This window comes from Micromonospora sp. NPDC005252, from assembly GCF_042872475.1.
GTDB lineage: Bacteria > Actinomycetota > Actinomycetes > Mycobacteriales > Micromonosporaceae > Micromonospora.
Genome location: NZ_JBIAKN010000007.1, coordinates 289,232 through 310,580, shown reverse-complemented (window position 1 = coordinate 310,580; position 21,349 = coordinate 289,232). Strand labels below are relative to the sequence as shown.

General features: G+C 70.8%; 12 protein-coding genes, 2 tRNA genes and 1 pseudogene. 5 read left to right on the top strand and 10 right to left on the bottom strand.

From position 1 onward, the window contains the following. The first annotated feature begins 32 nt into the window (after positions 1–32). Both ACFYPH_RS21685 and ACFYPH_RS21680 read left to right on the top strand, forming a co-directional pair. Positions 33–1,028: an Acg family FMN-binding oxidoreductase gene (locus ACFYPH_RS21685; RefSeq protein ID WP_387184135.1), complete on the top strand. Its 996-nt coding sequence runs from the start codon at positions 33–35 to the stop codon at positions 1,026–1,028. Positions 1,029–1,124: 96 nt separating this feature from the next. Then, positions 1,125–2,801: a GAF domain-containing protein gene (locus ACFYPH_RS21680; protein WP_387184236.1), complete on the top strand. Its 1,677-nt coding sequence runs from the start codon at positions 1,125–1,127 to the stop codon at positions 2,799–2,801. A 15-nt stretch (positions 2,802–2,816) separates the two neighbouring features. Here ACFYPH_RS21680 and ACFYPH_RS21675 read toward each other — a convergent pair whose 3' ends face one another. After that, positions 2,817–3,455 carry a response regulator transcription factor gene (locus ACFYPH_RS21675; protein WP_234581614.1) on the bottom strand — a complete coding sequence of 213 codons (639 nt, stop codon included), beginning with the start codon at positions 3,453–3,455 and terminating at the stop codon, positions 2,817–2,819. A gap of 194 nt (positions 3,456–3,649) precedes the next feature. Between ACFYPH_RS21675 and ACFYPH_RS21670 the strand changes: the two genes are divergently transcribed. Beyond that, the gene (locus tag ACFYPH_RS21670; RefSeq protein WP_387184132.1) at positions 3,650–4,624 is read left to right on the top strand and encodes an Acg family FMN-binding oxidoreductase; all 975 of its coding nucleotides are present in this window, start codon (positions 3,650–3,652) and stop codon (positions 4,622–4,624) included. A gap of 135 nt (positions 4,625–4,759) precedes the next feature. On the opposite strand, the gene ACFYPH_RS21665 is transcribed toward ACFYPH_RS21670, so the two are convergent. The 8 genes and pseudogenes from ACFYPH_RS21665 to ACFYPH_RS21630 form a co-directional block, all read right to left on the bottom strand. Next, entirely contained in the window at positions 4,760–5,020 is a 261-nt protein-coding gene (locus ACFYPH_RS21665; protein ID WP_355139264.1) for a MafI family immunity protein, read from the bottom strand. Between the two features lie 161 nt (positions 5,021–5,181). Beyond that, positions 5,182–5,652 carry a hypothetical protein gene (locus ACFYPH_RS21660; RefSeq protein WP_387184129.1) on the bottom strand — a complete coding sequence of 157 codons (471 nt, stop codon included), beginning with the start codon at positions 5,650–5,652 and terminating at the stop codon, positions 5,182–5,184. A 23-nt stretch (positions 5,653–5,675) separates the two neighbouring features. After that, positions 5,676–12,566, bottom strand: a complete 6,891-nt coding sequence (locus ACFYPH_RS21655; protein WP_387184127.1) for a polymorphic toxin-type HINT domain-containing protein — start codon at positions 12,564–12,566, stop codon at positions 5,676–5,678. 130 nt (positions 12,567–12,696) lie between these two features. Further along, a complete protein-coding gene (locus tag ACFYPH_RS21650) occupies positions 12,697–16,335 on the bottom strand; it encodes a LamG domain-containing protein (RefSeq protein WP_387184124.1) in 3,639 nt (1,212 codons plus the stop codon). Positions 16,336–16,618: 283 nt separating this feature from the next. After that, positions 16,619–17,619, bottom strand: a pseudogene (locus ACFYPH_RS21645) (NAD-dependent epimerase/dehydratase family protein). Positions 17,620–17,751: 132 nt separating this feature from the next. Next, entirely contained in the window at positions 17,752–18,402 is a 651-nt protein-coding gene (locus tag ACFYPH_RS21640) for a TOPRIM nucleotidyl transferase/hydrolase domain-containing protein (protein WP_354855433.1), read from the bottom strand. Positions 18,403–18,534: 132 nt separating this feature from the next. After that, positions 18,535–18,609: transfer RNA gene (locus ACFYPH_RS21635), tRNA-Val, on the bottom strand. Positions 18,610–18,657: 48 nt separating this feature from the next. Then, a tRNA-Gly gene (locus ACFYPH_RS21630) sits at positions 18,658–18,730 on the bottom strand. 148 nt (positions 18,731–18,878) lie between these two features. Between ACFYPH_RS21630 and ACFYPH_RS21625 the strand changes: the two genes are divergently transcribed. After that, positions 18,879–19,151: a DUF6458 family protein gene (locus tag ACFYPH_RS21625; protein WP_007457129.1), complete on the top strand. Its 273-nt coding sequence runs from the start codon at positions 18,879–18,881 to the stop codon at positions 19,149–19,151. Between the two features lie 138 nt (positions 19,152–19,289). Here ACFYPH_RS21625 and ACFYPH_RS21620 read toward each other — a convergent pair whose 3' ends face one another. Beyond that, the gene (locus ACFYPH_RS21620; RefSeq protein ID WP_355063857.1) at positions 19,290–20,105 is read right to left on the bottom strand and encodes an isocitrate lyase/phosphoenolpyruvate mutase family protein; all 816 of its coding nucleotides are present in this window, start codon (positions 20,103–20,105) and stop codon (positions 19,290–19,292) included. A gap of 70 nt (positions 20,106–20,175) precedes the next feature. Here ACFYPH_RS21620 and ACFYPH_RS21615 point away from each other — a divergent pair, with 70 nt between their 5' ends. After that, positions 20,176–21,156 carry a DUF5937 family protein gene (locus ACFYPH_RS21615; RefSeq protein WP_387184119.1) on the top strand — a complete coding sequence of 327 codons (981 nt, stop codon included), beginning with the start codon at positions 20,176–20,178 and terminating at the stop codon, positions 21,154–21,156. Positions 21,157–21,349: the final 193 nt, after the last annotated feature.

The window sequence follows — 21,349 nt, the reverse complement described above, 5'->3', positions numbered from 1 at the left end:
GGCACGATGGCTAAGACGGAAAGGTCGTGACGATGAGTCAGGACAGTCAGCTGACGACCGCGCTGACGGAGGCCGCCACCACCGCCGGCCAGGCCCCCTCGGTGCACAACACGCAGCCGTGGCGGTGGCGGGTGCTCCCCGACGCGCTGGAGCTGCGTACGGTCACCGACCGGCAGCTCGCGGCCAGCGACCCGGAGGGGCGGCTGCTCACGATCAGCTGCGGCGCGGCCCTGCACCACGCCCGGCTGGCGCTCGCCGCCGAAGGCTGGCGCGCGGTGGTGCAGCGCCTGCCCGACCCGGACGACACCGACCTGCTGGCCCGGCTGACCGACCTGAGCCGGACCGCGGGCGACCCGGACGCCATGCGGATGGTGCAGTGCATGTCGGTGCGGCACACCGACCGGCGGCCGGTCAGCGACGAGCCGGTGCCGACCGCCGCGATCGGGGAGATCGCCCAGGCGGTCACCGCAGAGGGCGGCCGCCTACAGATCCTGGACCGCGACCAGGTGCTGGAACTGGCCGCCACGGCCGGGCACGCCGACACGGTCGAGGCCGAGGACCCGGAGCTGCGCGCCGAGCTGGCGTACTGGACGAGCCGCGCCGACAGCGGCACCGGTCTGCCCCCCGAGGTGCTCCCCGAGCAGCCGCCACAGACCACCGTGCCCGGCCGTGACTTCGGCCGCCCCGGCAGCCTGCCGGTCGGCCCCGGCCACGACCGGGCGGCGGTGTACGCGCTGCTGCACGGCGACGAGGACGAGCGGGACAGCTGGCTGCGCGCGGGTGAAGCGCTCTCCGCCGCCTGGCTGACCGCCACCCGGCTCGGCGTGTCGGTGGTGCCGCTGAGCGCGGTGGTCGAGGTCCCGGGCACCCGACAGACCCTGCGTCAGGTGCTCGCCGGCATCGGCTTCCCGTACCTCGTGCTGCGTCTGGGCATCGCGGACCCGGCACACGCGGGCCCGCCGCACACCCCGCGGCTGGCCAGCGAGCAGGTGGTGGACACCTCCGCGGTGCGCGGCGAGCGGGCCTGACGGGCGATCGACGGTGTACGCCGACGCTACGATCGCGCGGTGACCAGCAGCGTTCCGCAGCCCCGCCCGGAATCCCCGGTGACGCCGTCGCTCGGGCTGAGCCCGCTGTCCCGGGTCCGCCTCGACGAGCTGTTGCAGGAGATGCTGGACCGGGTCGGCGAGGTGATGACCAGCCGGGAGCGGCTGCGGGCGCTGCTCGACGCGGTCGTCGGCATCGGCACCAACCTGGATCTGCGCACCACCCTGCGACGCATCGTGCAGGCGGCCTGCGAGCTGGTCGGCGCCCGGTACGGCGCGCTGGGCGTGGTCGGCCCGGACCGGCTGCTGCACGACTTCATCGTGCACGGCATCACGCCCGAGCAGCACGCGCAGATCGGCGACCTGCCGCACGGGCGGGGCGTGCTCGGCCTGCTCATCGACGATTCCCGCCCGCTGCGCATGCCGGACATCACCCAGCACCCACGCTCCTACGGCTTCCCCGCCAACCACCCGCCCATGCACAGCTTCCTGGGCGTGCCGGTGCTCATCCGGGAGCAGGTGTTCGGCAACCTCTACCTGGCCGAGAAGCAGGGCGGCGCGCAGTTCACCGAGGACGACGAGGAGATCGTCGTCGCGCTCGCGGCCGCCGCCGGCGTGGCCATCGAGAATGCCCGCCTGTACGCCCTGGCCCACCGGCGGGAACGCTGGCTCGCCGCGACCGCCGAGATCACCACGGTGCTGCTCGGCGAGGTGCGCCGCACCGACGCGTTGACGCTGGTCGCCCGCCGGGCCCGGGAGGTCGCCGAGGCGGAGCTGGCGCTGGTGCTGCTCCACGACAGCGAGACCGCCCAGTTCACCGTGGAGGTCGTCGACGGCGTCGACGAGCGGGCCCGGGCGCTGGTCGGCGCGGTCCTGCCGGCCGCCGACACCAGCTTCGGGGCGGCCGTGGCCGAGGGTCGGCACGACCAGGTGGACGACCTGGCACACGCCGCGCCGTGGCCGGCGCTGCTGCACACCGGGCCCGCGATCGTCTCACCGCTGGCCACCGCCGACACGCTGCACGGCGTGCTGATCGTGGCGCACCGGCCGGAGCGCGGCGGCGGCGCCAGTGCCGAGGACGTGGCGCTGCTGGGCAGCTTCGCCGGTCAGGCGGCGCTGGCCATGGAACGGGCCCGCGGCCAGGAGGAACGGGAGCTGCTGGTGGTCCTGGAGGACCGCGAACGGATCGCCCGCGACCTGCACGACGTGGTGATCCAGCGGCTCTTCGCCACCGGCCTGCAGTTGCAGAGCGCCGCGCCGATGATGGCCCGCCCCGAGGTGGCCAAGCGGATCAACGCGGCCGTCGACGACCTCGACGCCACCATCCGCGACATCCGGCGCACCATCTTCGAGCTGCGGACGCCGATGACCGCCGCGCTGCGCACCGAGATCCGCGAGGCCATCGAGTTGGCCGCCGAGTCGCTGGGCTTCAAGCCGCACCTGGAGGTGACCGGCCCGGTGGACAGCGCCGTGCCGGACGCCCTCCGCCCGGATCTCACCGCCGTGCTGCGCGAGGCGCTGTCCAACACGGTCCGCCACGCGCAGGCCACCCGCGTCGACGTGGCCGTACGCGTCGACGACGGGCAGGTCAGCGTGACGGTCACCGACAACGGGGTGGGCTGCGACCCGGCCGCCGCCCGAGGTGGCCTCATCAACCTGCGGGAACGCGCCGACCGCCTCGGCGGCACCTTCACGATCCGCCCGGTCGAGGCGCACGGCACCGAGCTGTGCTGGTCGGTGCCCCTGCGCGACTGACCGGCGCGGGTCGGCTCAGGGCGTTTTGCCCAACAGGCGGGTGGCCAGGACGGCGGCCTGGGTGCGGCGCTCCAGGCCCAGCTTGGCCAGCACGCTGGAGACGTAGTTCTTCACCGTCTTCTCGGCGAGGAACATCTTTCCCGCGATCTCCCGGTTGGTCAGCCCCTCGGCCACGTACTCCAGGATCCGCCGCTCCTGCTCGGTGAGCGACTTCAACTCGCGCGGCTGCTCGACGCCGTTGCGGATGCGTTCCAGCACCCGGGTGGTGATCGCCGGGTCGAGCAGGGACTGCCCGGCTGCCACCCGACGCACCGCGTCGACCAGGTCGGTGCCGCGGATCTGCTTGAGCACGTACCCGGCGGCCCCCGCCATGATCGCGGCGAACAGCGCCTCGTCGTCCTCGTACGAGGTGAGGATCAGGCCCTTGATGGACGAGTCGACGGCCCGGATGTCGCGGCACACGTCGATGCCGTTGCCGTCGGGCAGCCGGGCGTCGAGGATCGCGACGTCGGGCCGCAGCGCCGGGATGCGGCGGGACGCCTCCTGCGCGGAGCCGGACTCGCCGACCACCTCGATGTCACCGCTGCTCTGCAGCAGGTCGGCCAGGCCACGGCGGACGACCTCGTGGTCGTCGAGGAGGAAGACGCGGATCATCCCTCGTTTCTACCCGCGCCGCTCGGCAGGCGCACGGGCCGAAGGTCCCGACCGGAGGGACCGACTGTCGGTGAGGCGGTCGGGCCCGGGCGGTCGGGACGTCCGGCCCTGCTCGGCGCGGCTGGACCGGCGGACCGTGGGGGGTGCGCCGGCCGTTGCGGCTGAACGACCGGTCCACCGGAAGGAGCACCGTCATGGACCTCGGCTACACCACAGCCCAACTGCGAGCCGCCGCCGCGGACGCGGTCCGCGCGCCGTCGCTGCACAACACGCAGCCGTGGCGGTTACGGCTACGCGACGGTGGGATCGAGGTGCTGGCCGACCCGGCCCGGCGGCTGCCGGCGACCGACCCGAGCGGTTGGGGCGTACGGATCGCCTGCGGTGCAGCCCTGTTCAACCTGCGGGTCGCGCTGGCCGTGGCCGGCGTCCCGGCCCGGGTACGGCTGCGCCCCGACCCGGCCGAGCCGGACCTGCTGGCCCGGCTGGTGCCGGACATCCCGCGCCGGCCCACCCCCGCCGAGCAGAGCCTGCACGCGGCCATCCCCCGCCGGTTCAGCAACCGGCTGCCGTTCCGGCCGGACCCGGTGCCGTCCGACGCGCGGTGGCGCCTCGGTGAGGCGGCCCGCGCCGAGGGGTGCTGGCTGGAGTTGCTGATCGGGGTGAGCGCGGTGACGGCATTCGGGGAGATCGCCCGCAGCGCGCACCGGGTGCTGGAGCGCGACCCGGCCTACCGGGCGGAACGCGAGCGGTGGCTGCGCCGGGAGCCCGCGCCGGACGGCGTACCCGCCTCGGCCGGCGGCCCGCAGCACGAGCCGCAGGACGTGCTGCCGACGCGCGGCTTCGGCGGGCGCGACCGGGCGCCGGGACGGGACTTCGAACCCGAGCCGCTGGTGGGGGTGCTCGGCTCGGTCGGCAACACCGCCATCGACCAGGTGGTCGCCGGTCAGGCCCTGCAACGGGTGCTGCTCACCGCCACCGACTCGGGGTTGAGCGTGTCGATGCTGTCCCAGCCGATCGAGGTGCCGACCGCGCGGGAACAGCTGCGGGTGTCGCTGGGGCGGTTCGGCGCGCCGCAGATGGTGCTGCGCATCGGGTACGGCCAGCCGGGCCGTCCCACCCCGCGCCGCGACGTTGACGAGGTGCTGGACCACCCGGTACGCAGCCGTTGAGCCGGCGGTTCAGGCTCGCACCCGATGGTGATCGGCCGGGTGGGCTCGCTGACCACGAGAGCCCACCCGACCTCACCGACCGCTGCTCCGGTCGCCGCACGCCCGGCAGGAGGGGCGAACAGCCTCCCGAACCCGTTAATCCGCGATGAGCTCGTCCAGCTTGCTGATCGACCTCGGCATTTCCAGTTCCTTCGCGGCTGACACAAGACGCTCGTAGTAGGCGGAGGTGATCGGGAGATCATCCTCGTATAGCCACGAGCACATCGTGTCGAAGGCCAACTCCTGTTCGCCCACGTTCATCAGATGACGAACATCGGCGATGACGTCCGTCGACGTCAACGGAGATTCGTCGAGGAGGTGCGAGATGAGGGAACGCAGGTGCTGGTATCTCTCCACCTTGCCTCCATCCCGCCGCTGACGCTGTCGTCCTCCACTGCCGTCGCCTCGCGCCGAGGCCCCGCCGGGAACGCACCCGACGGGGCTTCGGGCCCGAACTCCACGGGGCGGAGATTCGGGTAACACACAGCTCAGCTCGACCAGAGCAGGCTATTCACCAATCAAGGCAACATGCCGCCGTGACTTTCGGTGTAACAGCGGGAAACCCCGCGGATGCCAGGATCGCCGCTCTCGGCGGCTCTGCCGATCACTGCACTCAGAGCCTCCCACGCTTCGACCTCGGCCAGCACGTCAGCCAGCCTGAGATAATCCTCGGCGTCCCCGTTGGACAGGCATTCCAGCGCTACCCGCGCGAACTGCGACGGGTCGATCTCCTTCCGGGCTGACCGGATCGCCTCACGGGCGGGCAGCGTCCATCCGCTCGATAGGGACAGGTCGACCAGCAAGTCGAGCAGCTTCGGAACGTCTTCAGGCAGGAGGCGAAGGAAGTCCAGGGCGGCAGACCGATCCCACGCCGAACTGCTTGACAGCGCCTTCGCCAGCACGTCCGCGCGGGAGGGTGATTGATTCACCTCAGCGCGACACCGAGCGACCTCTTGCTCGGCTGCCACCAAGGCACGCCATTTCTCCATCCCCAGGGCATCTGTTTCTGGACTCACAACTTCTTTCCTATGTTCTGCCAGTTCATCCCTTGGATGAGGCCTACATACTCATCGAACGACATGCGACGTGTGGGGTAAATCGTGTGGTGACCAAGTGCGCGTGGACCCCCGACCCCTCTGCCGTCAGCGATAACACCCAACCCGTCTGGAAGTGAATCCGTAGGGGTACGGACCTGCCCCTTCAACCCGACACGGCTGGCGTTTTCCACCGAATCGAACGTAGAGAGGCCCTGCACATCCAGAGACTTCAGTTGCTCAGCAGAAGGCCCATTGACGAAGCCGTCCGCATCTACATCGATATCTTTCCCTGGGCGAACCCTCGGCCCGCCCACCGTGTACACAGGGCAGTTGTTGTTGTGAACGAGCACAGGGGTAGCGCCAGCCACCACATAATACGTGTGGATGTCGGCGACCGTGAGGTCGTACATCGCTTCCAGGCCGGCGTACGACCGGACGGCCTGGACCGTGATCGCCGTGCCGTCGAGCGCCCGCAGCGCCTCACCGACCTGGACGTCGGCCGCGTCGATCCAGTCCTGACGATCCTCACTCCAGAACGGGTGGTGCTGGGTGGTCTTGATGACCGTCGCCTCGGCGCCGTCGGCCTTGACCGTGAGGTCCGTCAGGTCCGCATCCTCGTTGCGGTGCGTCCTGGTGACCTCGCGAGCCTCGGTCTTTCCGGTCTCCGGGTCGGTGGCGAGGACCAGGTCACCCTCGCGCAACTCCTCGATGGCCTTGTAACCGCCGCCGGCCAGCACCACCTTCGTCCCTGGCGCGAAACTGTGCCGTTTTACCAGACAACTCTCGGCTGCCTCGAGGACGTCGTCAGCCCACTTCGTCTCCTGGCTCCACTTCAACAGCGCCTTACCGGCCCTGGTGATCGTCTTGGCCATGGGCTTGGCCTTGCGGAGGAACTGGAGGGCCTTACCCACGGGCAGCATGCCGGCGAGCGTGAAGGCACAGGCCATCAGATCGCCGTGGATGCAGTCCAGGATGTCGTTGATGCCGAAGAAGTCGAGCAGGAGCTTCCCGCCGGCCTGGATGATGATCGAGACGGCGTTCTGCTTCTTGACCTCCTTGGCCCGCTTGATCTCCTCGTCGGTGGGGCCACCGTTCTTGCCGCCACCCTTGCCACCGCCGCCACCGTTGCCGCCACCGGCTTCGTGCGCCGCGCGGGCCTCGGCCCAGTCGTCGTCGCCACAACTACCACCGCAGCCGTCGTTGTCGCCCTTGACCTCGACGTAGTTGCCGTACATGTCCTCGTAGTCGGCGCCCGGACCGCAGGCGTCGTCGGAGCAGGCCCGCAGGCCGCTCGGGTCGGAGAACGTGATCGGGTTGTTGTTGCTGTAGGCGTACGCGTTCCACTGCTGCGGATCGGCGAGGTCCTGCACCGGGTCGACGGAGATGAACCGTCCCAGAGCGGTGTCGTACTGCCGGGCTCCGACATTGGTCAGGCCCGTCGGATCCTTGTCGCCGCCGACGAAGCCCTTGTTGTTCGTCCACTGCGGCTGGGTGCCGCGGGGGTCGCCGTACGGTGTCTGTCGGCGGACGGTGACCGCCTGGGACGCGGCGTTGATGCCGGTCTGCTGGGTGCCCTGGTGGTCCGAGTAGAGCCAGGTCAGCGCGCTGGGCGTACGGTTGGCGACCATCCTGCCGGCGAAGCTGTAGTAGCGGGTGCCGGTGACGATGGAGTTGTTGTCGCGCCGGATCTCCTGACCCGGCAGGTAGAGCGTGCTCCCGCTGGAGTCGCGACGGATCAGACGCGCGCCCTCGGCGTCGTAGATGTTGGTTTCGACGGTCTGCCCGCCGACGCTCACCGAGGCGAGCTTGCCCTCGGTGTTCCACTTCAGCGTCTGCGAGTTGGTCCCGTTGGCGCAGTTGTTCGCCGTGGTGGCCGCCGGCCGGCAGGTCATGTTGCCGACATTGTCGTAGGCGTACTGGGTAGTGACGGCGGCCTGGCCGGGCGCCTCGGTGAGGACCGAGGTGACCGCGTGCGGTCGTACGGCGTCCTTGCCGCTGGCCGGCGACGTGTACGTGCGGGTGGTGTCACCCGCCGCCGTGTGCACCTTCTCCGTGCTGCGGTTGCCGACCGCGTCGACGGTCCACTCGTGCCAGTACGGGGCCGGGCCGCCCAGGTTCGACACGCTCGGATCCGTCTTGCACTCGACACCCGCCTTGGGCGTCCACGCGTTGGTCATCCGGCGCAGGTCGTCGTAGCGGAAGCACTGGGTGTCCGCCGTGCCGACCTGCGGGGTGTCCTTGATCCAGAGGATGTTGCCGACGGCGTCGTGTTCGTAGTCGGTGTCCACCACCGTTCCGGCGGCGGTCTCCGGCTTGACCGTCATCCGGTCGACGCGTCGGGTGGTGAGGTCGTAGTAGGTGTTGTCCTCGACGTACACGCCGCCGTCGGTCTTGCGGGTGGTGAGCGTCGGCTCGCCGTACTGGGTGTACTGCTGGCCGATCACGTAGCGACCCACGTTGATCAGATTGGTGGACAGTTCGGTGGGTAGCCCGGTCGTCGAGTCGTACGTCGTCTGGACCTTCTCGGTGGTCAGACCACCGCCGGCCGGATAGGTGACCGCCGTCGGACTGCCGTCGTAGGGCGAGTACTCGTAGCCATAGACCCAGGTGCCGGCGAGATTCGCAGCCTCGTTGGTCGGGATGACGTAGTTGGTGCCGGTGGGTTGGTAGCGGTCGCTGAAGCCGCGCACCTGCCACTTGTAGGCGTTCGACGATCCGGCCGACTCGTAGCGGATGCTCTCGGTGAGCTGACCTCGGACGGTCTGACCGGTGTAGAGCTTGTCGTACTTCCACTCGGCCAGCTTGTTCGCGGCGCTCACGCTGCCGACGTAGAGACCCTTGCGCCGCCCCAACGAGTCGTACTCGTTGACGAGCACACCGTTGGCGTCGGTGACCGTCTCCACCTGGTCGTACTGGGTGAAGGTGGTCGTGGTGGTGCCCTTGTCCGGGTCCTTCGCGCTGGTCTGGCGGCCCTTGACGTCGTACGTGTTGACCCACTCGTTCTGGGCCGTGTCCCGGACGAGGGTGAGCTGGCCCTTGCGGTTGTAGGTGTAGGTCGTGACGTGGTCCGGCGTTACCTGCGTCCGGTCGGTCTGCTGGCGCAGCTCCACCGTCCGGCCCTGCACGTCGGTCTTGGTGGTGGTGACGGTGCCGCCCGGCGGCGGGGTCACCTTCGTGGTGTCGCCGAGGTACTCGGTCCTGGTGCGCCACTTCTCGATGAGGTTGGTGACCCCGTCGGTGCCGAAGAACACCTGGTCGGTGGGCCGGGAGGCGTTGTCGTAGAGCGCCTTGGTCAACGCCGGCACCGACCACTCGGGCTCCCACCAGAGCGCGCCGTCGGGCGTGCCCGGCTCGGCGTGGGCCTGGTAGGAGGTCACGGCCCGACCGGTCGCGTCGTAGAGGGTGTCGGTGACGACCCGGCCACCGCCCACCCCGGCTGCCTGCGTCTGGCGAGGCCGCAGGAAGGCGTCCATGATGTCGTACGACGTCAGGTACCCGCCGCCGGCGTGGAGGACCCGACTCTTCGTGTACGGGTAGGCATCCCGGTTGGGCGCGTAGTAGTAGGTGTACTCGACCGACGGGCTGTTCGGGTGATCCGCCTGCGGCCAGCCGACCTTCCAGCCCTTGGCGAGCCGCCCCATGGGGTCGTACACCAGGTCGGACTGCTTGCCGTTGTAGTCCTTGGTTCTGACCGGCTGGCCCCAGTAGGGCCGCACCTCGATGCTGTTCTCCCAGTCGACGGTGCCGCCGTTCGGATCCGGCGTCTGGGTGGTCACCTTCGTGACGGGTCCACCGGTCGCGGGGGTGTACACCGTCTTCACCGTGCGGCCACGGGCGTCGGTAGCGGTCGCCGGCCGCCCGTAGGCGTCGAAGGTGGCCTGGCTGATGGTCTGCCAGACCGTGCCACCGGCGACGGACCAGTCCTTGAGCCGGTCGATCCGGGTGACCTCACCCCGGGTGGGTTGAGCGTCGATGCTGGTGGCGCCGTCGTAGAACTTGCGCTCGTCCGCCACGATGTCGTCCTGGCTGGCGGGCGCGGTGGCACAGGGCAGAGCCTTGACGGTGATCTGCTTGACCGTCCCGAGCAGGTTCGCGTCGGTGTTGCGGTTGTAGAGGTAGGTGGTGCAGGTCTCGTCACCGGTCTTGCCGACGTCGCCGTCGGACTGGATCGACTCGGTGCTGCCGTAGTCCTCGTTGAAGGCCGACACCGTACGCGAGGTGCGCCAGCCGGATGCCCCGTTGACCCCCAGCGCCACCGCGTTGTAGGTGACCCGGGTGTTCGTGAAGTGGGCCGAGACCACGTCCTTGTTGATGGTGCGGGTCGCGAGCGCCTTCGATCGCCACGGCACGTTGACCGTCTTGCTGACCGGCTTGCTCTCGACGCCGTTGTAGACGACCTGCTCGCGGACCATGCCCGCGAACTGGTCCTCGTCGTACACCGTCTCGCCACCGAGCGAGGCGCCGACGGTGACGTCACGGGTGCCGCCGGACGGAGCGAGCCGGTCACCGTGCATGCCGCGCAGGAAGGTCGTGCGGGTCAGTGTCTGGGCCGGGGCGTCGCCCTTGCGGACCTCCACCTGCCCGAAGCCGCGGAACTGGTTCCACGTCTTGCGCTTCGGCTGCACCAGCCCGTTGTCGTCGGCGTAGTGCCAGGCAGGGTCGCCCACGTAGTCGTAGTAGGTGTTCTGCACCGGCTGGCCGTGGTCCGTGCCGCCGGCCATGACCTTGATGTCCGACTCGGACACCTGCTTGACGACGTACTTGTGCCAGTACTCGGTGAGTTCCTTGCCCGGCTCGTACGGGTCGGGCCCCACCACCGGGTAGCAGAGGCGCGTATTGGTGTTCGGGGCGGACGGAAGGCTGTTGCTCTTGCAGTCAGGCAGGCTGTACGTGACCTGGATCTGCCCCCCGGTCTCGGTGAAGATGTTGCCGATCCGCATCCGGTTGTTGCTGGTGTTGTTCTTGCTCAACACCCGGTTCGCCATCGACACCGGCTCGAAGGTCACCGGCGGCATGACGACGGTGCCCCCGACCAGGCCCTTGTGCACCAGCGAGGTAAGCCACATTCCGGCGTGGTCACTGCCGTCACCGACGGGCGGATAGGTGTGACCCAGCGTCCAGGAGTCCACCGGCTGCCAGCCCGGGGTGGTCTTGGTGGTGTCCCAGACCTGTGTGGTGACCGTCGAGAGCCGCTTGGTCGTCCAGAACGTCGGACCGTAGTTCTCCTTGCAGTCCGCCGCGGCCGCCGTGCACTCCTGGTCCCAGGGGACGTCCTTCCAGTTGCCCCGGTTCGAGCAGTCGGTCACGCAGCGATCCGCGATGTCGAGGACGACCTGGGCCAGGGGCTTGACCGAGCGGTCGGTGGAACTGCGGTCCCAGGTGCCGTAGTCGATCCGCCGCAGCGATCCGCCGCGGACGTAGGACGCCTTGTTGGTGGAGGTGGCGAGCTTGGCGTAGTAGTTGGATTCCTTCTCGTACCAGTACGACAGGGTGTTGCCGCGCGGATCGACGACGTAGTCGAGGTTCCACCGCCAGGCCTGGTTGCAGAACGACGAGGCGAACGAGGAGCCGTTGCACGGTTCGTTCGCGTGGTTGCCGGCGACCGGGACGGTCCAGGCGGACTCGGTGGTGGCGCTCTGACCGGGCAGCGTGTTGCGGCCGAAGAAGTACTGCGTGCCGTCGGGCGTGGTCGCCTTCCAGTACTCACCGTCGTCGTCACCGTTGGCGGTGCCGGTCAGCTTCTCGATCTTCGTGCCGTCCTCGTTGCGGCTGTGCCAGCCCTTGCCGGCCTCGAAGATCAGTTCGCCACCCCGACCGTTCAACGACATCGTCGCGTTGTCGGAGCGCCAGCACTGGTCCCCGGTGCGGTTGGAGCTGTTGTTGCCGCCGCTCATGTCGTCGGCGCACGGGACGTAGCTGCGCTCGATGTAGCCGGACCAGAGGCTGAAGCCCTCACCGACCCACGACGGCTGGCTGTTCGAGGCGTCGGACTGGCCGTCGACCGCGTCGGACGTGTAGGAGAGGCCGAGGCTGGGTGCCGGGCCGCCGATCGCTGGCGGCATCCGCATCGGGTACGACCAGGAGAAGCCACCGGTCGACGTACCCGCCGACCAGGTGGCGCTGGCCGACATCGGGGTCGCGGAGAAGTCACCCTCCGGACCCGAGCTGCCCGCGGCGAGCGCGACGAGCGTCCCGGCCTGCCCGGCGGTCCGCGCCGCCGCGCTGTCGGCGGCCACCGGCACCTCGGCGGTCACCGAGGTGCCGTCGTTCCTGGAGATCAGGGGCTTGGCCGCGCACTCGGCCCGCTGCGGGTCGCGCAGTCCGCACTCGGGGACCTGCCAGAGCCGCAGCCGAGATGCCCAGTCGCCACCGAAGGCGTCCCGGAAACCGCGGTAGTCCACCGAGACGGTGGCCGCGCCGGGCTGAGCGGGTGTCGTGGACCGCGCGGGCGCCTGACCGGCGTCGTCGATCCGCAGCATCAGTCCGTCGCGCCACCGGGCCGGCACGGCCGCGCGGTCCAGCAGTTGGACCGAGACCGCCGAGGTTCGGGCGCCTGCCGTGCCGGTCGCCCGCTGGACCGACACCGGCAGCGCACCAGCGGGCACCGCCGAGGACGAGGAGCGGCGCTGACCGGCCGCGCCTGCCGCGCCGTCCGACGGCAGGGTCACCGTCGCCTCGCCCGGGGCGGGCCACACGGGCGCGGCGGGCTTGGCGTTCGGTACGGCCTTCGTCGGCCGGGCACGACCGACCGCCGGGCCGCCGTCCTTGTCGAGCTTCTCTCGCTGACCGGTCCCGGGCTTGGGGCCGCCCGGCGCGGCCTGCGCCGGAACCGACAGCCCCATGGTCAACAAAGCGGCGCTGAGCAACCCCGCCAGGAGAGCCTTGCCGGTTTTATGGGGCTTTTGAAGGGTTTTACGGAGAGTTTTTGAGTAGGGGTTCACCATGCCTCCACGGACGAGGTCGACGTGTGGGGTTCGGTCAGGGGCTGCGGAGCGGTCAGTCCTCGGGTGCTTCCACCGACTCCGGCGACTCCGCATCGAAGAGCGTCTTGACCGTCGCGTCGGTCAGTGCACCCTGATAGAGGCCGAGCTTGTCGATGTCGCCCCGCCAGAGGTCGACCCACCGTGTCGTTCCGCCCACTGGGGTGAAGCGGGCAGCGCCGACGACGAGCGGACCGGTCGCGTCGAAGGCGCCGGTGAAGGTGCCGCTGCTGAAACCCTTGATCCCCTCCTGCTTTCCGTTGACATAGAGCCGGATCTCGCGCCGGGACGCGTCGTAGACGGCGACCAGATGCGTCCACCGGGCCCAGTCGTCCTCCGTCAGGACCCCCGACGTCATCGGAACCGCCACGGTCTGACCCGTGGTGTCATCGTCGTCGACGCCGAAGACGCTGACACACCACCGGTACTCGGTCGTGGTGCCCACCGTGAAGGCACGCTGGCCGAGGTAGAAGGCCGACTGTTGCGTGCCGGCCTGACTGACGGCGGTCATGGTGCCCAGTGCCTGTGCGTCAGGTCGCACCCAGACGGACACCGAGAAGGACTGATCCGTACGCAGCACGCGGCCGTCCTGCCAGACCGGGTTCTGCGGCTCGGCGAGATTGTCCTGTGAGCGCCCGTACTCTGTCGTCAGCTGGGCCGGATCCTCGATGCCCTGTCGGTCCAGCGTCAGGAACTTGTCGTCGGAGAGAGAGCCGAAATCGGCGCCCGCCGTCAGAGCCAGCCTGCGGCCGAACTGACCGTCCTCCGGCGCGCTGCACAGGGTGGGGTCCGTCGACTCCACGTAGCACGGCATGCCGTTGCCGAAGCCCCAGTCACCCACTTTGACCGCCGACAGCATTCCCGGCTCGTCGAAGCCTCCGGAGTCCGGATCCTCGGCGAGCTGACCGGTGAAGTCGTGGTCGACCAGCACCCGGTCGTACACCTGCACGTCGGCCAGGTTGCCCTTCAGCCAGTTGGCCGGCGCGCCCGAGGTCCAGCCCCGCCCGACGCTGAACGGGCCACCGGCGCTCCACGCGGCCGCGGTCCGATCCGTCTCGGCGGTGAGTTTGCCGTTGACGTAGAGCCGGATCTTCCCGGCGGTCTTGTCGTAGACACCGGCGATGTGCGTCCACCGCCCGACGTCCGCCGTTGTCAGGGCGGAGCTGACCGCTGCTCGGGTGGAACTGGATTGCAGGTCGGTGTCCTTCATCAGGAACGACCAGCGCGGCGTCAGCGGGGAACCCTCCAGCCGGGTACCCAACACGAAGCCGGCCGTGCTGGTGCCGGCCTGGGCGGCGACCGCCATGTCCGCCGTGGTGGGAAGCGCCGCCAGGCGTACCCAACCCGCGACGCTGAACGACTCCGTGGTGTCCACCACCGGCCCGGTTGTGGCCAGGCTGGACGAGGTGCCGTTGAACGAGGCGGTCTCGCCGCGAATCAGCCGCAGATCTCCGGTCCACGAGACGCTGCCCGAGGACAGCGGGGTCCTGCCCGAGGGGGGCGACTGCTGCGTGTCGTCGAGTGCCTGCGACGCCGTGACCCCGGGGTAGGTCTCCAGACCCCAGCGGGCCGTGGCGGGCGCCGGCCGAGGGGCCGTGAACTCCAGCGAACCGTAGCCGATGTTGCCGGCACCATCGGTTGCGGAGATGTAGAGCGTGTTCAATCCGTACTTGGGCACGACCAGCGATACCTGCGCCTGCTTCACGGTGATGGGTTCGCTCGGTGGCCTCATCACTATGCGACCCACCGCCGTGACCTCGGTGACCGGCGGGTTGACCCAGCCGTACCGGAACTTGGTCACCGTGGAATCGGTGGACGAGATGAGGAAGGTCGCCGTGCTGCCCGGCAACCCAGTTCCGGAGGTCAGCGTCGCGGTCACCGGCGGCACCTTGGTGTCGGCCATGAACTTGCACCAGTCGGACCAGACACTCGTCCGGCTGTACGGAGCGGGGTCCGTCGCCTTGGCGCGGAACGCGTATGTCACCCCCTCGCCGGCCGTCACCGCGGCCGTCGTCGAGCGACCTCCGGCGGGAACCGACGCTCCGGCCGGCGCCGACCGGCGCGGGGTCGACGCGTCGATCACACCGTTGGCGGGTACCTGGACCCACTCGTACCCGGTCGTCAGCGCCTGCGTACCGTCCGCGTCCGGGAAGATCGCGGAGAACGTCGGCTTCAGGGTGCCGATGACCAGCGTCGTGCTGGCCGAGCAGGCAACGCCGGCCGCCTGCAGGTTGTTCGGCTTACCGGGGATGGAGTCGAAGTCGACCACCAGCTTCGCGTTGCCCGGGAAGAACTTCTTCCACCGGTCGGTCGTGGACTCGCCCGACCCGTCGGTGGCGCTGCACGCGCAGAAGCCGAAGGTGATGTTGGTGGCACTGCTGGTCGCGGAGGACTGGATCACGCTGGTCACCGCGGACCCGGTGAAGTTGACGGTCATGTCCGGCTGTGGCGAGTCGGAGCACCCGGAGCCCTCGTTGGCGTGCGAGCTGGCCGAGGACTTCAAGCCGATCAGCTTCGGCGCCCAGTTGGTACGCGGAGTCGAGGCGATGCCACCAGAGTGGTACAGGTAGGTCGGCGTGTTGCCGCACGACCAGGAGTGATCCAGCTTCATCTGCACATACGCGGACTCGATGTGCTTGCCCCGCACGGTGGTCAACGGGAAGTCGAAGTAGGACCGGTACAGCTTCCCGGAGTCCGGGTCCCGGCCCACCCGGGCCACCGAGGTGTCCGTGTTGTTGCTGTTGTTGTTCGTCGAGTACGCCCATCGGGACTTGCCGGTGGACCAGGCCGGGTCGATGTAGACCGGGAAGGTCGCGCCGGCCGGCGAGAGCAACGCGGCGTCCGGGCGGAGGACCAGGTCACCGTCGGCGACCTGGACATCGACGGCGGCGACACGCGCTCTGTCACCCGGCGCCGCCGACGACGAGAGGTCGGACGACGACCCACCCGCGGACGCGGCGTCCCCGGCCGAGGCCGTCGCCGATCGCTGGCCTGACGTTGCGACACCGGCGTGGGAGTCCCACATGACGGCGCTGTCGGCGGCGGCGAGGACCTCGTCGCCGGCGAGCGCCGACAGGCGACCGTCTCGACCCCGCACCACCCGCGCGTCGCCGCCCAGGTCGAAGCGGAGTTCGCGCAGACGCGGGTTCGCCGCTGCCTCCGGCGTCTTGACCACGAGGACGTGGGTGAACCCGGTCCGGGTGGCCCGCAGCACCAGGTCCGTGCCGGGCAGCACGTCGGTGTAGGTGGCCGAGTCACCGGACACCGAGGGTCGGGGTAGACCACCCGGCCAGGACAGGGAGAACGACCGGCCGTTGCGGGACAGGACCACCGCGGCGGCATCGCCACCGTCGGAGAAGCGCACGTCCGCAACCGACGCCGTCGGCCGCCAGCCGTCCGCACCCCGACGTAGCGCGAGGTCGACGACCGCCCACGAGCCGTCGGGGCGCTTGACCTGCTGCGGCACCACGGCCAGTTCCGCCGTGAAGCCCCCGGACGGGTTGGCGAACACCTGGGTCAGTTCGGTACGCGCCGACGCGACCTCCACCCGCTTACCGGAGCGGCGCGCGGCGGCGGACGCCGAGGCGGGGTCGGCGGTCTCGGAGATGGCGGTTGACGGTTTCGACGCGGCAGCCGGCACGGCCTGTGCGGGCACCGCGACGGATGTGCCGAGAAGCGCGACCGCGCTTCCGACTACGAGAAGGGAACGTCTCTTTAGGAGCGCGGGCAGCAGCCAGCGGCCAGTGGTCATCAAAAACCCCCGTGCTGATGAGAACTAGTCGGCCGAACTGTAGGGCTGGCTTACAGGTTTGTCTATGTCCGCTACCGCCCGTGATAACAAATGGGGTACCAGCCCGCAATGATGACTACGGCCGCACCCGCCGTCACCGGTGAACGGCTGTCCGGCGCCTCCACGTGAGTGATCCGGCGGCCGCCGGTCAGCCCGCCGCCGGCTGGGTGGCGAGCAGTGCGGCCTCCCGGGCCGGGTCCAGGCCGACCGCAGCGCGGCGGGGCCTGCCGGCGCGCGGCGGAACCGTGCCCACCTCCCGCAACCACCGCCACGTGTCCGCCACGGTCTCGGCCACCGGCCGGCAGGTCAGCCCCGCCGCGTGGGCCCGGCTGGTGTCCCGCTCCAGCAGCCAGCGGTACGGATGCCCGAGCGGCAACCAGATCGGCAGGTCGTTCCACGGCTCCACCCCGGCGGCGAGGATCGACTCGGGGTCGGTCCAGCGCAGCCGGGCGTCGGAGCCGGTGACCGCCACGCACTCGCCGAGCAGCTCACCCATGGTGCTGTGCCCGGGGCGGCTGACCGCGTTGAACGTCCCGCCCCGCGCTCGGGCGCCCTGGTCCAGCATCCAGCTGGCCAGGTCGCGCACGTCGATGCACTGGATCGGCAGCTCGGCCGGGCCGGGGGCGAGCACGTCGCCGCCCCGCGCGATACGGCTCAGCCACCAGGGCAGCCGGCCGATGTCCTCCCCCGGCCCGAGGATCAGCCCGGCCCGGGCGATCAGCGCCCGGTCACCGAAGACCTCCCGCACCGCCCGCTCCGCCCCCGCCTTGAGCTGCTGGTAGTCGCCGTCGGCAGCGTCCGGGTCGGCGTCGGCCACCGGCGCGGTCTCGTCCGAGCCGGGCGCCACCGGGTCGGCGTAGACCGACCCGCTGGACACGTAGGTGTAGTGCCGCACGGTGTCGACCAGCGCACGGGCAGCGGCGCGCGCGGCGCGCCGTCCCAGGTGTCGACCACCAGATCCCACTCGCCGTCCGCGAGCGCCGCCAGGCCGTCCGGCGCGCTCCGGTCACCCCGCAACCGGTGTACGCCGGGCGGAACCGACCCGTGCAGCCCTCGGTTGAACACCGTCACCGACCAGCCCCGGCGAACCGCCTCGGCGACCGTCGCACCGCCCACGAAACCCGTACCGCCCAACACCAGCAATCTCATGTGCTCCACCCTGGCGGATGGGTGTGGCGGATTGCGCTCTTGTTCACGGCGAGCGGATCTGCCCTCGGCAGAACCCCCGCACCGACGCCCGCGCGCAGCCGGATCGGGCAGGTCGACTGGGGATCGGGCCGGTCAACCGGCGAGCAGCCGGTCCAGCGGGCGGGGCACGGCACCCGGCTCGAGAGCGCGCACGAGCGCCCCCGCGTAGCGGGCCTTGCGGCCACTCATCGTCCCCAGGAAGCGGCGTAGTTGCCGCTCGACCGGGCGCCCACGCTGGGCGGGCTGGTTCTGGAACACCCGCAACCGGGCCAGGTCCCCCTGCTCGGCGATGACCCGCTCGACGCCGTCGCTGCCGAGCGCGCGGATCAGCTCGTCCTCCAGGTCGGTCACGCAGACACCGAAGCCGAGCACCTCCATTGCCGACCGGGTCAGGCCGGCGCCGAGACCCACCTGCTCCAGGCCACGCCGGAAGAAGCCCTCCTCGGCCTCGTCACACAGCCCCCGCACGGTCACGGCGAGGCCCTGCGCGCCGAAGAGCCGCAGGTACCGACCGACGCTCATCGCGCCTCCGAGCGGCACCACGCACACGCCCTCGGCGGCCAGATCGCGGCGCCGTCGCTCAGCCAGCGCCTCCACCGCGAACTGGTCGCTGACCCCCTCGACGAGCACGACGGTACGCAGGCCGGCCGCCGACTCCCGGGCCGCGTCGGCGGCGGTCGCGGCGTCCGGACCGCCGGCCGCCCAGACGCGTACGGCGGCGCGGAAGCGGTCCGGCTCAGGCACGGGACCGAGTCTCGCAACGACCAACCCATGTCACAACCGGATTGTCCGCGGTCTGCCGGGCGTCGGGATCCCGGTGGTGTCACCACGGCAAACGGCTCGTCACCGAGAATGCGGTGACGAGCCGTTGCGAACTGGTGGGCGATACTGGGTTTGAACCAGTGACCTCTTCCGTGTCAAGGAAGCGCGCTCCCACTGCGCCAATCGCCCGTGGTTTCCGCCCGACCCGGACGCTCAAGCCCGTCGAGGCGAATCGCGAGCGGACGACGGGATTCGAACCCGCGACCCTCACCTTGGCAAGGTGATGCGCTACCAGCTGCGCTACGTCCGCACGTCCCCGACGAACGCCGGCGACGCGGCAAACTCTACCCGATGCCAAGATCGGCGGGCGCGCGACCCTGGGCGGCGGCGATTGCGCTGGTCGCCACCGGGGTACTGAGTGACCTCGACAGCGCACCACACCCCCTAAGGAGGCTGTCGTGGGTATCGGCACCAGCATCTTCCTGATCGCGCTCGGCGCGATCCTCACCTTCGCGCTCGACGCGAGCGTCGGCGGCATCAACCTCGACGTGGTCGGCTGGATCCTGATGGGCGCCGGCGTGCTCGGCCTGATCATGACCACGCTGATCTGGGGTCGCCGCCGCCAGGCGGTCCCCGTCGCCACCGAGCAGCCGGTGGAGTACCGCCGGGTCGAGGAGCCGGTCGAGTACCGCCGGGTCGAGGAGCGGCGGGACATCGCCCCGCCGCTGTGACACGACCATCGGCCACCACTGACGGAACTGGCGGAGCACCCGGGCCCGGCCACCTCGACAGAGGCGGCCGGCCCGGCGTTTCGTGGCCTGCCGCGCCACGGGAGGCACCGGCTGCGAGCGTGACGCAGCCCGCCCCGCTCACCGCATGAGGGCGTTGAGCGTGCCGTAGTCGAGGGCGTCCGCCAGCGCGTCGTACGTGCCCGCGCCGAGGGCCTCGTCCGCCGCCCGGCGGGCGACCGCGTACGCGGCCTGCGCGATCGACGAGCCGAGGCTCACCCGGGCCACCCCCAGCCGGGCCAGGTCCCCCACCGCCGGGGCGCCCGGCCCGGCGAGCACGTTCAGCGGCGCCGGCACCGCCCGCACCAGCTCGCGGATGGTCACCGGGTCGACCACCCCGGGCACGAAGATGCCGTCCGCGCCGGCGGCGAGATAGGCGGTGGCCCGGGCCAGGGTCTCGGCGACGTCCCCAGCGCCAGCGAGGAACGTGTCGATCCGGGCGTTGACGAACAGCGGCAGACCCGCAGCGTCGGCCGCGCCTCGCACCGCGCCGATCCGGGCGCACTGGTCGGGCACGTCGCGCAGCGGTGGGCCGCCCTCGCGTCGGGCGTCCTCGATGTTCACGCCGACGGCACCGGCGTCGAGCACCGCGCGTACGGTCACGCCGACCTCCGCCGGCGTCGCGCCGTACCCGGACTCGATGTCGGCGGTGACCGGCAACGGCACCGAGGCGGTGATCCGGCGGACCAGGTCGACGGCCGCGTCGCGGCCGAGGATGTCACCGTCGGGCTCCCCGAGACTCCAGGCGACGCCGGCGCTGGTGGTGGCCACCGCGCGGGCACCGGCGGCGGCCACGACGCGGGCGCTCGCGGCGTCCCAGGCGTTGACCAGGACCAGCGGCGACCCGGGGGTGTGCAGGGATCGGAACAGTTCGGCTCGGGTGTGGTGTTCGCTCACGCGGCAAGTCTCGGCCGGCCCCGCAGCCGCCGGTAATGTTTTAGCGCCAGCTGAAACCATCGGGGGTGCCGTGGTCGCCATCAGCATGTCGGCGGGCGCCGTCGCCCGCATCCGGTTCGCCGTCTCCTGCCTGTGGGAGGTCGTCGCGAGCGTCCGGGTGCTGCGCGACCCCGGAGACCACGCGGTCCACCTGCCCTGGGTACGCCGGGTGCGTCAGCCGCTGGTCGAGGCGGGTGTGATCGAGTCGGACGGCGGTCTGCTCTGGCAGCTGGTGCCGGCACCGCCCGGCTACCTGGCCGACTTCCTCACCCCGCCGCCGGCCGACCTCAACCCCGATCTGGCCGCCGAACTGACGGCCCTGCGCGCCACCGGGGCCGACACCGTCCGCGCCCACCTGGACCTGTACCCGGGCGACCGCACGCCAGCACTCGCCGCCCTGTACGCCGACCCGCCGGCCGGGCTGCGCCGCCTCTGCGAGGAGATCGAGGCGTACTGGCGGATCGCCCTGGCCCCGCACTGGCCGCGGCTGCGGCTGCTGCTCGACGCCGACGTCACCGCACGCGCCCGCCTGCTCGCCGAGGACGGCGCGGCGGTGCTCCTCAACGATCTGCACCGGCAGGTCCGGTGGGAGGGCGACACGCTGGTCGTCGCGCAGCGGCACTGCCTGGCCCCGGACGTCGCGGACGGTCCGGGCCTGGTGCTGGTCCCGTCGGTCTTCGTCTGGCCGTCGGTGCTGAGCGTCTCCGCAGGGGACGCGCCGCAGCTCGCCTACCCCGCCAGTGGGCTGGGTACCCTCTGGGAGCGGCCGAACGGCGTCTCGGACGCGCTGGCCGCCGTGCTCGGCCGCGGGCGGGCCCGGCTGCTCACCGAACTGATCGGGCCGGCGAGCACCACCGAACTGGCCCGTCGCAGTGGGATGTCACCCGGCGGCGTCTCCCAGCACCTCACCGCGTTGCGCGCGGCCGGTCTGGTGGTGACCCACCGCCGGGGTCGGGCCCTGCTCAGCGCCCGCACCGACCTCGCCGAGGCGCTGCTCTCGGCAACGGCATAGCCGACATCGGTGCGCCCTCACCTCGTCACCCATCGCCGAGGCGGTCTACCGCCGCCGCGGCTTCCCGCCGTGGGCGAGTTCCGGCTGCTGACCTTCTGACCGGGCCGCCCGCCCGCTGACACGTTCCGGAGCAGATCCTCGTCCGGAACGCGGAAAAGCCGCCCGGGGCATGGTCAACGAAGCCGCGGATTGC

Excerpts from the sequence above, each read along its gene's own strand:
- ACFYPH_RS21670 (WP_387184132.1), top strand. The coding sequence starts at position 3,650 with ATGGACCTCGGCTACACCACAGCCCAACTGCGAGCCGCCGCCGCGGAC.
- ACFYPH_RS21660 (WP_387184129.1), bottom strand. The coding sequence starts at position 5,652 with ATGGAGAAATGGCGTGCCTTGGTGGCAGCCGAGCAAGAGGTCGCTCGG.
- ACFYPH_RS21675 (WP_234581614.1), bottom strand. The coding sequence starts at position 3,455 with ATGATCCGCGTCTTCCTCCTCGACGACCACGAGGTCGTCCGCCGTGGC.
- ACFYPH_RS21685 (WP_387184135.1), top strand. The coding sequence starts at position 33 with ATGAGTCAGGACAGTCAGCTGACGACCGCGCTGACGGAGGCCGCCACC.